Here is a 12,420-nt window from a genome sequence, read left to right as displayed (position 1 = left end):
GATAAGGATTTAGTATCAGCTAATGTTTAGAATTAATTAAGAGTTGGTCTGAAAAATGTCAGTCTATTAATTTTTGATAATAAAGATTCTGTTCTGATAGATTGATGTAAATTTGCACTCGATTTTTAATTTCACTTATTTATGTCTGTTTTCTCCACACAACCATCCCTTGATACTGTTACAAAAGCCCGATACCGTACTGCTGTTTTTGGGTACTTCTTTTGTCAAGGTATTTGTTTTGCATCATGGGCAAGCCGGATCCCAACTGTTAAAGGCGCACTTAATCTAAGCGAAGGACAATTGGGAACAATGCTGTTGATGCTGCCTTTGGGACAATTGTTTACGATGCCATTATCGGGAAAGGTGGTGACCAAATTTGGGAGTGGAAAAGTTATCGCAATTGTTTCTCTAATCTATGCTGCGATTTTGTGCAGTATATCTTTTGCAACTAATATATATATGTTGGCGGCAAGTCTATTTGCGTTCGGTATTGCAGGTAATATGGGAAGTATTGCTGTTAATACGCAGGCTGTTGGTGTAGAGAGATTGTATGGGAAGTCTATTATGACGGCTTTTCATGGAGGTTGGAGCTTAGCAGGATTTCTTGGAGCTTTAATAGGCTTATTAACCATTAATCTTCATATTGATATCACTGGACATTTTTTAATAATATTTGGATTGGTTGTGATTAATACAATTTGGAATGCCAGATTTCTAATCCCAATGGAGGCTGCAGAAGGTAGCCAGCAGAAGAAAGCTAAGTTTAAGCCAGATTCTATTTTGATACAATTGGGGGGGTGTTGGCTTTTTTAGCATGGCTACAGAAGGTGCAATGTTTGATTGGACGGGTGTTTATTTTAAGGATATTGTAAAGTCTCCAGCATCATTGGTGATCTTAGGTTATACTTCTTTTATGATTATGATGGCTACGGGACGTTTTTTAGGTGATTTTTTAATCACTAAGTTAGGGAAGCGAAAAGTCTTAATCACTAGCGGTATATTAATGTTTGTTGGTATGATGTTGTCAGTACTTTTTCCTTATGTTGTGACATCTACTATTGGATTTATGTTAGTAGGGTTAGGTGTTGCTTGTTGTGTGCCTACAGTGTATGGCTTAGCTGGGAAGCATCCTACAATCCCACCAGGTATGGCAATTGCATTGGTGTCTAGTATTAGCTTTTTAGGCTTTCTTATGGGGCCGCCATTAATAGGATACATCGCAGAATTATCCAGCTTACGTTGGTCTTTTACTTTGTTTTCTTTCTTTGGGTTAGGTATGGTTGTAATGATGTTTTTTAGTTCTTATTTTAAAAAGTCTTAACATAGGATAAGCTGATAAATTATCATAAATCAATGTTTGGTTTGGGTTTCTGATGTTACATTTGCAGTAGAAATTTAAACATTAAAAAAAACGAATATTATGGCAACTAAATGGTTATTAGACCCAACACACAGCGAAATTACTTTTAAAGTAAAACATATGATGATCTCTAACGTTAAAGGTCAATTTCAAAGCTTTAATGCTGAGATAGAAGCAGACGATGATACTTTTAAAAATGCTAAAACAACAGCGGTAATAGATGTAGATTCTATCTTTACTAACAATACAGATCGTGATAATCACCTGAAATCTGCAGACTTCTTTAATGTAGAATCTAACCCGAAAATTACTTTCGAAACAGATTCTCTTAATAACAATATCACGGGTAATTTAACAATTAATGATATTACCAAACCTGTTAATCTTGATGTAGATTTTGGTGGAATTAATGTTGATCCTTGGGGAAATACTAAAGCTGGTTTCTCTTTTGAAGGTAAAATTAGCCGTAAAGAATTTGGACTTAGCTGGAATGCAGCTTTAGAAACTGGAGGTGTTATGGTGAGCGATGATGTAAAAATCGCTGGCGAACTTCAGTTTGTAAAACAAGCTTAATTTTTTATAAAATATCAATGTTGCAGATTTTCAATTCTATGTTTTGAGAATCTGCAATTTTATTTACTTAACATATAATGACTCTTAACGACTTACAAAGTATCAGTAGCCACTTTGCATCAACCGACAAGATGCCTGTCCTTTTTCTGGGACATGGTACTCCGATGAATGCCATTGAGGAAAATCAATTTGTACAAGGTTTTAGAAAAGTTGCAACAGAAATCCCGAAGCCTAATGCTATTCTGTGTATTTCTGCACATTGGTTTACACAAGGGACTTTTGTAACGGCAATGTCTATGCCTAGGACAATTCATGATTTTTATGGTTTCCCGAAAGAATTGTTTGATGTAGAATATCCTGTAAAAGGTAGCCCAGAATTGGCTGCAGAAACTATCGATCTGTTATTGCCTAATTTGGTAGAAGAAGATCATAATTGGGGATTAGATCATGGCGCATGGTCGGTGATTATGCACATGTATCCCGATGCAGATATTCCTGTAATTCAGTTGAGTATAGATTATAGCAAGCCGCCACAATATCATTTTGATTTGGCGCAGCAACTTCATAAACTTCGAGAGAAAGGCATATTAATTATTGGCAGTGGTAATATTGTTCATAATCTGAGATTGCTTGATAGAAGCAATATTCAGAAGGCTGGTACAGGTTGGGACTGGGCGATAGAAGCCAGAGAGAAAACTAATAATTGGATTTTAGATGGCGATTACGATAGCTTGATAAATTACCAAAAGCAAGGTATAGCGCTACAATATGCAGTGCCTACACCAGATCATTATTTACCTTTGATTTATAGTTTGGGACTTAAGCATTCATCAGAAGATTTATCATTGTTTAATGATGAATTAGTTGGCGGAAGCCTCAGCATGACAAGTGTGAAAATCGGTTAGATTTTTTTAGATATTGAATTAATGTTATTAAAGTTTTGTCAACATTTGACAGAACTTTTTTTATACCTAAGTTTTTAGTAATATTGACTATGAAAAAAGCTTTACTTCTTTTATGTCTAACCGTTGTGATATTTTCTTTTGGTCAAATCTTACAAGGAACAGTTACTAACGATGCTTCACAGACAATTTCTGGTGTTAATATCTATCTCGATGGGACCAAAATTGCAACGACTTCTTCTCAAGATGGTAGCTTTCAATTACCGGTTTCGGAGCAGACTAAAGGCAATCTTGTCTTTCAAAAAGATGATTATGATACCTTTAGTGTGAAGGCTTCGGATTATTTTAACAAAAATCTAAAAGTTGTTCTCAACAAAGTCACAGATATACAAGAAGTTATAATTATCCCTTACACAGACGAAGCTTACCGTAATTATATCAATTACTTTTTAGATAAATTTATCGGTTACGGCAGAGATGAGGTGAAGATTAAAAACCAAAAATCGCTGAAGTTTTCTTACGATAAAAAGAATAAATTCTTAAAAGTGAAAGCGCCTCAGACTTTGATTATAGAAAATAAAAATCTAGGATACACTATTCAGTATAACTTAATTAATTTTGAAGCTGATTTTAACAATAAAAGCTCCAGCTATCTTGGGACTTCATTTTTTAAAGAAATGAAACCCAAAAATGAATACATTCAAAACCGAATTAATGCCTACAAAGGAAGCTTGATGCATTTTTTTAGAAGTATTTATCAAAACGAATTGGAGAAAGAAGGCTTTATCGTTAATCAGGCTAGGCGCATAAAAAATCCGCAATATCCATCCGAGGAAGAGATACAAGAGCTGAGTAATTATTTCAGGTTGATAAAATCTCAAAAAATAGTTAATATCTCTATGCCGTCAGACTTAGAAGAAATAGCGAAACGTAGAAATCAAAATTCAGAATTTCTCCTTGCTATTCTAAAAACAAAACTGAAAGAATCAGACTTTACAAAGCGAGAAAAAGAAAAAGTATTTCTCAAGTTTGATGATCTTCTGCAAGTTAATTACAAAAAGTATTACTACGAACTGAAAAAAGACAAGATTCTACAGTCAGAAGGTTATTCTTCGCAATCTTCTATCATACATCCAGAGGCTCAAGAGTTTGAAGTTTTCCAAGAAGGCTTTACCTCAGATCCAGATCAATTAATATTGGAAGAGAGTTTTTCTCAGCAGAATATTTCGAAAATGTTACCGCTAGATTATCAATTAGGAGATTAATTATAAAACTTTTTCAAAACAAAGACTGCTTTCTATTCCTACATATTGCCCATAATTAGGAATTGCTGTGTAACCACATTTGTAGTATAACGCAATAGCTTCGGGTTGCATTTTACTTGTTTCTAAGACTACTTTTTTGTAATTTAATTCCTTTGCCCAAGCTTCTAATTCGGTTAGGATGGCTTTTGCTAAGCCATTTCTACGGAAAATAGGATTGGTGTACATTCTTTTAATTTCCATGGTATCTTCAGAAAATGACTTGAGAGCACCACAACCTGCCGGATTGTCGTCCAGATACGCAACAATACAATGTTGGATATTATCAATTTTATTGAATTGAGAGAAAAAAGCATTCTCTTCTCCGTTTCTTATCGCAAGATCAGCGTCTAATTGTGTAACTAACTCCCGAAAATGAATATTCTGAGAAGTGGTACGATCTAGTGTTATCATATTTTAATAAAAGGCTGTCTTTAATTTTTGAGGTTAAAGACAGCTGTGTGTGTTATTTATTTTTCTTAGAATGTAAAGTTGGAGGAGGAGGTGGCGGTAAGTAATTTTCTTTTTGCAAGTCGGTAATTACTTTTTTAGAAATTTCTTGTCCCCATTTTTCGCCAATTGCCATGGCATCGCGCATTACAAAAGGCATTACTTCTATTGATTTTTTACCAATTGGAGAATTATAAAACATGATTAACCCGTCTAGATCTTCTTCAGTGTAATATTTTAAATATACAGGTGTTAATTTTTTCTGAAACTCTTTTGCATTCATTTCCTTTTGAAATCTAGTCCAATATTCTTTCGGTACGTTAGGATATTTTTGAGAATAGCTTTCGAATAATTGTGTCATCATTGCATTGATACTTTTATCAAACTGCATGGCTTCTACAAGCTTTTCAACTTTTTGCTCTTTACTCTGAGAAAAAACAATACTTGAAAAACATAAACTAGTTAGTAGTACGATTTTTTTCATATTAAACAGTTACATTAAATTTTCTATTTCTGATTAACTCAGCAATCGCTAACATATCTTGTCCAATTAATCGATCATCTTCTAGTTTTGGGACAACAGCTCTGATGATATCGAAATTTTCTTCGATGATTTTAGAACATTTTGCAGGTCTTCGGAACTCTAATCCTTGTGCAGCAAACATTAATTCGACAGAGAAAATATTAACAAGATTATCTAATACCTGATTAAATTTTCTACCAGAAATACTTCCCATAGATACATGATCTTCCTGTCCAAGACTTGTAGGGATAGAATCTGCAGATGCGGGGAAACAAAGCGTTTTGTTCTCTGTTACCAAGGCTGCACTGGTATATTGAGGAATCATAAAGCCAGAGTTAAGGCCAGAGCTTTCTGTTAATAATCTTGGTAACCCGAATTTTCCTTCTAATAAAAGATAGCTTCTTCGGTCTGATATATTTCCTAACTCTGCAGCAGCTAGCGTCGCATAATCCAGAGGTAATGCCATTAATTGACCATGAAAGTTACCGCCAGAGATAGATTCTTCGTCACTTAATATGATAGGATTGTCCGTCACAGAATTAAGCTCTGTATTGGCCATTAATGATAAATGATCAAAAGCATTACGGCTAGCACCATGTACTTGAGGTACGCAACGCATAGAGTAGGGATCTTGTACACGCCCACAGAATTCATGAGATTGTAAGTTGTCAGAATTTTTTAGAAACTTCAACATCCTAGATGCTACTTTTTTGCTCCCTGCAAATGGTCTAATCTCGTGCAACTCTTTTTTGAAAGGGCTTGCAGATCCGCGGTAAGCTTCTAGACTCATCGCAGCTGTAAGATCCGCAAGGTCTAATATATAACTGAATTTTTCTAAACCTTTTATCGCATGTGCTAAAATAAACTGTGTACCATTAATTAATCCTAAACCTTCTTTAGGTCCTAAGATTAATGGGTCTAGATTATGTTTTTTTAAAACTGCTAATGTATCCTGAGGTTGGTCATTTTCCCATACTTGACCTAAACCTAAAAGTGGTAAAACCAAATGTGATAAAGGTGCTAAGTCTCCAGAAGCACCAACAGATCCTTGCTCTGGCACCACAGGAATGATGTCTTTCTCTAACATCTCGATAAGTCGCTCGATAAGCGTTAATGATACGCCAGAATATCCTTTGGACAATGCGTGGACTTTTGCAATCATCATTATTTTTGATAATTCTTTATCGATGGGTTTTCCCACGCCCACAGCATGCGATATAATTAAGTTATGTTGTAGTTGTGCTGTTTCTTCTTCTGAAATTTTCACATCACACAATGGGCCAAATCCTGTATTAATGCCATAAACAGTTCGGTCTGATTCTACTATTTTCTGAACATTTTGTTGAGATTTTATAATTTGGTCTTTCGCTTCTTCGTTAAGTATTGCTTTTTTAGGATCTTTACAAATCTCTAAAACATCTTGAAAAGTAAAAGTATCTATTCCGTATATCATCGTTGTAAAATTTCTTTAAAAATACGATTTTTAGGTAAACCCTATGATATATTATGATGATAAAAATAAAAACAGAAACCCTTAAAGTCGATACTTTAAGGGTTTCTTTTATGTTGAGTATTTTTTTACTTAGTATGATTGCCGTGCGCGCCTTTTACATGCTCATTAATACTTAGGTCTGCGTTAACAGAATAAGCACTCCCGAATCCATTAACATAAGAACCTTTTTCGGGGATTAGATTAATCATGATAAAGTCATTCATCTCAGCAAGGAGATCAACGACTTTGCCGTGTCTGTTTTTTAACTCTATGATAGCTTGGTCATGTAAAGGATCTTCTTTTGCAACTTCCACTGCATGGCAATCTAGTGTTAGACGGTCTCTTGCGTAGATTTGTTTTACGGTAGATTCGTCATCGATAAGCATAACAGAAGCTGATTTTCTTTCTTTAAGATTTTTAGTATGTTTTGCCATGAAAGACACAAAAATCAAAAAGTTATTCTCGATCTGCACAAAAGGAGCGTAGCTAGATTGCGGCTTCCCTTCTGCATCTATTGTTGCAAGAATTAAAGATTTAGAATTTTCGATAAGTTCGCTTACTTTAGGGGCTTTCGGTTTTATTTTAGATTGGTCTAATTGTGTTGGGTTTGTATGTTCACTCATTGCTAAAAGTTTGATTATTTCAAAATTACCAAAATTAACTCTTGTTTTGTGGTAATTATATATGATTATTGTTAGTTTGTTGTAATTATTACGTAAAGATTATTTTTTTTAAGTTTAAATTAAAATAATATTAACCTTATTAATATCTTAATTTGATTTGTGGATAAGAGTAATCTAATATCATTTTATTAAAATTTGAATTAAAGGATAGAGCTATTTTTATAGAGATGAGATAATCTGTATTTTTGCACGATGAATCCTAACCTCGAACTTCAACTGAAAACCCTAGCCTCCGATCCTGGCGTGTATCGTTATTATGACAAAAACGATCAATTGCTGTATGTAGGAAAAGCTAAAAACCTGAAGAAAAGAGTGTTGTCTTATTTCAATAAAAATCTTATAAGTTCTCGTACCAGAATTATGGTTGGGAAAATTGTAAGACTAGAAACGACCATTGTTAATAGCGAGTATGAGGCGCTTTTGTTAGAAAATAATCTTATCAAAGAACATCAGCCTTTCTATAATGTGATGCTTAAGGATGATAAAACTTATCCTTGGATTTGTATTAAAAATGAAGCTTTTCCGCGGATTTTTATGACTCGAAATGTCATTAAGGATGGCTCAGAATATTTCGGTCCTTATGCCAAAATTAGACCTGCAAAGGTTTTGTTAGAAACTATAAAACATATTTATAAACTTAGGACGTGCAATCTTAACTTGTCTAAAGATAAAATTGAAGATGGCAAATATAAAGTCTGCTTAGAATATCATATCAAAAATTGCGAAGGTCCTTGCGAAGGTCTAGAATCCAAAGAAGATTATGACGAGAAAATTGATGCCATCCGAGGCATTATAAAAGGAGATTTCCGTAAGGCTAAAGAATATCTTGTTAATCAAATGATGCGATATGCGGCAGATCTTAAATACGAAAATGCCCATCTTATCAAACAAAGAATTGATGCTTTAGAAGATTATCAGACCAAAAATACGATTGTTAATCCTAATATTGATGATGTTGATGTCTTTGGGATGACCAGTGATGAAACGGCGGCTTATGTTAACTTTTTCAAAATTAGAAACGGAAATATCATCCAAAGTTTTACCACAGAAATTAAAAAAATTCTTGACGAAAGTGACGAAGATATTCTGGAAGAAGCTTTAATTGAGATTAGACAGAAATTTAGTTCGGATTCTAAAGAAATATTAATTCCGTTTCACCTAAGCGTAGAAATCCCGAATGCAAAACTTATTGTGCCTAAAGTTGGGGACAAAAAACGAATTGTAGAATTATCTGAGAAAAATGCCAAAGAATATCGCCTAGAAAAGATAAAGCAAGTCCAGATTGTAGATCCTGATCGTCACACCAATCGTGTGATGGCAGAGATGAAACAACTTCTTAGGATGCCTGTAGAACCGAGACATATCGAGGGATTCGATAACTCTAATATCCAAGGTACCAATCCTGTTTCGGCTTGTGTGGTTTTCAAAGATGGAAAACCTAGCAAGGCAGATTATCGTATTTTTCACCCGAAAACGGTGGAAGGTGCTAACGATTTTGCCACCATGGAGGAGGTAATCTATCGTAGATACAAAAGATTACTGGACGAAAACGAACCTTTGCCACAGCTAATATTAATAGATGGTGGAAAAGGCCAATTGTCATCGGCAGTAAAAAGTTTGAGATTGCTAGGACTTTATGGTAAAATAACGATTGTAGGTATTGCCAAGCGATTAGAAGAGATTTTTTTTCCAGAAGATCCTATTCCGTTGTATATTGATAAAAAGGCAGAGACGCTTAAAATCTTGCAGCGTGTACGAGATGAGGCACATAGATTTGGGGTAAAACATCATAGAGTTCGTCGGAAAAATTCTACCATCAAATCAGAATTGGAAGAAATCCCAGGCGTAGGACCAAAATCTATCGAACTTCTTTTATCAAAATTAAAATCCGTAAAACGAGTAAAAGAATCTAACATAGAAACATTAGAAGAAATCCTTGGTAAAGTCAAAGCGAAAGTCGTCTGGGAATACTTTAATGGATCAGAAAAAGCATAAAAAAAGCAGTGAATGATTTCACTGCTTTTTTAGTATTTATTTCTTTAGGAAAACTTCTTTTTTGTAAGCATCGTTAGATTGAGGGATTTCTATAACAATGTTTTCGTTTTCTATATAGGCAATTGTAGATGATCCATTTTCTAATTTAACATGATAGACGCCATGTTTAGTAGATTCTTTAAGTGTAGCAAATGGCACAGAGCTATTGGCATTAGCTAGTATAAATTGCCCCGCTCCAATATTTATTTTTTGCAAGCTTAAAGAATTGTTGCTATATGTTTCTGATTTTGAGTTAGAAACAGTATTTGTTGTAGTGGTTGTTGGACTTGGGGTGTCTGCGATAGCTTTTGTTTCGCTAGGGTTAGAAACCGGAATGGACGGGAAAGCTTGTCTTAGTGCATCTGGGTAACCAAGATCGTAATCTTTTTCGTTTGATGCGCCTTTTGATTCTGAAATTATTTTGTCATTACAATCTTTAAATTGAATTTTAATTTTATTTTTTAAAAAACTACTGTCATCTATAATATTGGCTTTGGCAACTAGGCACTTGTTTAATTGTAAATCTGTTGGCCAGTTGTCTTGACTGTCTTGAAACGTTTTGTACTTCTTAGAGTTAAGATTTTTAATAAGAAGTTGATCTAACTTATAGTTATTAATTTTTTTGTCTAACTCTTTAGGAACGTAGATATACTCGTAGTCGCTTATTTTTTGTGCAGATGCTACAGAAAAAGCAGTTATTAATATAATGGATGTTAATTTTTTCATGATGCTAATTTACAAAAAGATGTGTTATTTTTATTTTTTCAATAAAGATTCTATCCTATTCGGGTGCCGTTTTTCACAGGATGATCAAATCCCATTAATGTTACAACATCACCTTCTACAGCGCCCATAACAAGACATTGGCTCTTGGTGGTTGCAATTTGTTTTTCAGGGAAATTAATAACGGCAACAATTTGTTTCCCGATGAGGTTTTCTGGTTGGTAGAGTTTAGTAATCTGAGCGGATGATTTTCTAATCCCAAACTCCCCGAAATCTATAAGTAGTTTGTAGGCAGGCTTTCTAGCTTCTTTAAAAACTTCTGCTTCTAAGATTGTCCCTACACGCATTTCAATTTTTGAAAAGTCTGCCCAGCTAATTTGTTCTTCTTCGGTTTTCATTATTGTGCAATTATATTCTAGGTTAAATTTATAAAAATATTTAATTATAATTTTAAAATAGAAAAAGCAAAACCCGTAGATCTTGCTTTTATTGTCTTGCTATTAAGTATTTTATAGTATCAATCTTTGCTGAGCTAATGTCAACCCCAGAAAAAAAACACTACTTATAATATTGATAATAGTAGATTGCCTCATCATATTATGTTATTCAAAATAAGATAAAGTTAAATTTATTAAAATCAATCTAATGAGAAGAAACGGCTTTCAATCCAACAATAGAGCTAATCAATGTGAAAATGAAAAATAGTCTCCAAAAACTTGCTGGTTCTTTAAAGATAAAAATCCCCATTAATACTGTTCCTACAGCACCAATGCCAGTCCACACGGCATATGCGGTGCCTAATGGTAAAGATTGTGTAGCTTTTATTAATCCTAACATACTAAAAATAAGACAAGCGGCAAATCCTGCGTACCAAAAGTAAGATTCTGTACCAGTTGTTTCTTTTGCTTTTCCTAGACATGAGGTAAATCCAACTTCGAAAAGTCCAGCGATGATTAAGATAATCCAATTCATATTTTTTTATTTTGCACAAATTTCCGGCTTTTCGGACAAAATATTTTTTACATATGATAAATAATTAACGGATTTCTGCTCTAATTCTGCTAAGACTTACTTGTGTAATACCAAGGTAAGAGGCGATATGTCCCAGTTGTACACGTAATAATAAGTCTGGAGTTTGTTTCAAAAGTTGTAGATAACGCTCTGTAGCGTTCATGGATATCCTAGAGATAAAACGTTCTTCGGTTTTTATCAATTCTTCTTCTGAAAGAATACGACCCCAATTCGCGATATTTATATCTTCCTTGAAAAGACCTTTTAATACCTCAGAATTGATTTTATAAAAGTCACAATCTTCCAAAAGTTGAATGCTCTCATAGCCTTTCTCGCGATGTAGATAACTTTTCATAGACAAAATTGCTTCGCCTTCACGCCCAAACCAAAAGCTCACTTCACTGTCGTTAATAACAGAAAATGCACGGACTAAACCTTTTTTAATAAAATAAATATTATTTTCAATCCTATCGGCATGCATGAGAATATGGTTTTTCTGAAAAGAAACTTCAGAAATATGCCTTTTTAGAAGCTGTTGCGAGTCTTCTGGCATGAAAAAGTTTAAGTTTATAATTTCTTCAATTATCATTTCATTTAAAATGTTCTTCAAAATTAATATTTTTCAACGGACTTTAATGGAAAAGAATATGCGATTGTATTATATATAAGGTGTCTTTAACTTAGGCAATACCCTTGCCTTGGCATAAGCTGCTGCTATAGGGTCGGGCTGTCCGCTGTATCTTTTACTTTTGTCATTTTGACGTCTCCGCTTTGCTCCGCCGCCTCATTCCACAAGAAAAAGGATGCCGCTTCCATCCCTATTGCGAGCAAAGAGGGCAATTAGAAGCTTACTTTCATTATTTAAAATCGTATTCTTCCCGTTAAAAAAGATAGGTTTGTCTAATTCGATAGGCGTATGTTATATGGCTTATCGCTGTATTGTTTCAACCTTGCATTTTGCAATCTTCGAATCCCATATCCATGTCTGAAGACTAAGATTAAAAAAAGAGCATTGAATTTCAGTGTGTTTAAGGATGCGTTAATAAATAGTTCACAATAAGTTTGCGGGAGATATGTAAAGGGCTTACCTTTGCAGTCGCAATTAGAGATAAGAGCGGCGCAGAAGACAGTAAAGATGACATAAACTATAAAGATTCTCAAAAAATAAATACAAATTTTATTTGCGAGTATTGATAAAAAGTTTTACTTTTGCAAACGCAAATCGAGATAGATTAGCAAGCGTAGGAGTAGAGTATAAGATGTGTGATGATGATTATTATGGCTAAGAAAAATAGTAATAATAAGAGTTGTGTATATCGGAAAAAGTTTTTACTTTTGCACTCGCAAATCAGGGACGACTGACAGAGA

14 protein-coding genes are annotated in these 12,420 nt (G+C 34.1%); 6 read left to right on the top strand and 8 right to left on the bottom strand.

Going from position 1 to position 12,420, the window contains the following annotated elements:
* The first annotated feature begins 141 nt into the window (after positions 1–141).
* The 5 genes from ACQQ6V_RS08625 (at position 142) to ACQQ6V_RS08605 (ending at position 4,100) form a co-directional block, all read left to right on the top strand.
* Positions 142–813 carry an MFS transporter gene (locus ACQQ6V_RS08625; protein WP_448845123.1) on the top strand — a complete coding sequence of 224 codons (672 nt, stop codon included), beginning with the start codon at positions 142–144 and terminating at the stop codon, positions 811–813.
* A gap of 1 nt (position 814) precedes the next feature.
* On the top strand, positions 815–1,321 hold the full coding sequence (locus tag ACQQ6V_RS08620) for an MFS transporter (protein ID WP_448845122.1): 507 nt from the start codon (positions 815–817) through the stop codon (positions 1,319–1,321).
* Between the two features lie 99 nt (positions 1,322–1,420).
* Complete coding sequence (locus tag ACQQ6V_RS08615; RefSeq protein WP_448845121.1) at positions 1,421–1,933, top strand: YceI family protein; 513 nt, start codon at positions 1,421–1,423, stop codon at positions 1,931–1,933.
* Positions 1,934–2,010: 77 nt separating this feature from the next.
* On the top strand, positions 2,011–2,838 hold the full coding sequence (gene ygiD / locus ACQQ6V_RS08610; protein WP_448845120.1) for a 4,5-DOPA-extradiol-dioxygenase: 828 nt from the start codon (positions 2,011–2,013) through the stop codon (positions 2,836–2,838).
* A gap of 89 nt (positions 2,839–2,927) precedes the next feature.
* On the top strand, positions 2,928–4,100 hold the full coding sequence (locus tag ACQQ6V_RS08605) for a carboxypeptidase-like regulatory domain-containing protein (protein WP_448845119.1): 1,173 nt from the start codon (positions 2,928–2,930) through the stop codon (positions 4,098–4,100).
* Here ACQQ6V_RS08605 and ACQQ6V_RS08600 read toward each other — a convergent pair whose 3' ends face one another.
* The 4 genes from ACQQ6V_RS08600 to ACQQ6V_RS08585 all read right to left on the bottom strand — a co-directional run bounded on the left by ACQQ6V_RS08600 (position 4,101) and on the right by ACQQ6V_RS08585 (position 7,224).
* A complete protein-coding gene (locus ACQQ6V_RS08600; RefSeq protein WP_448845118.1) occupies positions 4,101–4,550 on the bottom strand; it encodes a GNAT family N-acetyltransferase in 450 nt (149 codons plus the stop codon).
* A gap of 52 nt (positions 4,551–4,602) precedes the next feature.
* Positions 4,603–5,070 carry a DUF2059 domain-containing protein gene (locus ACQQ6V_RS08595; RefSeq protein ID WP_448845117.1) on the bottom strand — a complete coding sequence of 156 codons (468 nt, stop codon included), beginning with the start codon at positions 5,068–5,070 and terminating at the stop codon, positions 4,603–4,605.
* 1 nt (position 5,071) lies between these two features.
* The gene (hutH, locus tag ACQQ6V_RS08590) at positions 5,072–6,562 is read right to left on the bottom strand and encodes a histidine ammonia-lyase (RefSeq protein WP_448845116.1); all 1,491 of its coding nucleotides are present in this window, start codon (positions 6,560–6,562) and stop codon (positions 5,072–5,074) included.
* A 125-nt stretch (positions 6,563–6,687) separates the two neighbouring features.
* Positions 6,688–7,224 (bottom strand): HugZ family pyridoxamine 5'-phosphate oxidase, encoded by a 537-nt coding sequence (locus ACQQ6V_RS08585; RefSeq protein WP_448845115.1) that lies wholly within the window; start codon positions 7,222–7,224, stop codon positions 6,688–6,690.
* A 252-nt stretch (positions 7,225–7,476) separates the two neighbouring features.
* Here ACQQ6V_RS08585 and uvrC point away from each other — a divergent pair, with 252 nt between their 5' ends.
* Positions 7,477–9,279 (top strand): excinuclease ABC subunit UvrC, encoded by a 1,803-nt coding sequence (uvrC, locus tag ACQQ6V_RS08580; protein WP_448845114.1) that lies wholly within the window; start codon positions 7,477–7,479, stop codon positions 9,277–9,279.
* 36 nt (positions 9,280–9,315) lie between these two features.
* Here uvrC and ACQQ6V_RS08575 read toward each other — a convergent pair whose 3' ends face one another.
* From ACQQ6V_RS08575 to ACQQ6V_RS08560, 4 genes are all read right to left on the bottom strand, one after another.
* A complete protein-coding gene (locus tag ACQQ6V_RS08575; RefSeq protein ID WP_448845113.1) occupies positions 9,316–10,044 on the bottom strand; it encodes a hypothetical protein in 729 nt (242 codons plus the stop codon).
* A gap of 50 nt (positions 10,045–10,094) precedes the next feature.
* Positions 10,095–10,439: a tRNA-binding protein gene (locus ACQQ6V_RS08570; protein ID WP_448845112.1), complete on the bottom strand. Its 345-nt coding sequence runs from the start codon at positions 10,437–10,439 to the stop codon at positions 10,095–10,097.
* Between the two features lie 244 nt (positions 10,440–10,683).
* The gene (locus tag ACQQ6V_RS08565; RefSeq protein WP_448845111.1) at positions 10,684–11,013 is read right to left on the bottom strand and encodes a DMT family transporter; all 330 of its coding nucleotides are present in this window, start codon (positions 11,011–11,013) and stop codon (positions 10,684–10,686) included.
* 64 nt (positions 11,014–11,077) lie between these two features.
* Positions 11,078–11,662 (bottom strand): Crp/Fnr family transcriptional regulator, encoded by a 585-nt coding sequence (locus tag ACQQ6V_RS08560; RefSeq protein WP_448845110.1) that lies wholly within the window; start codon positions 11,660–11,662, stop codon positions 11,078–11,080.
* Positions 11,663–12,420: the final 758 nt, after the last annotated feature.

The organism is Chryseobacterium electrogenes (assembly GCF_053553015.1).
This window is presented reverse-complemented; position numbering and strand designations above follow the sequence as displayed.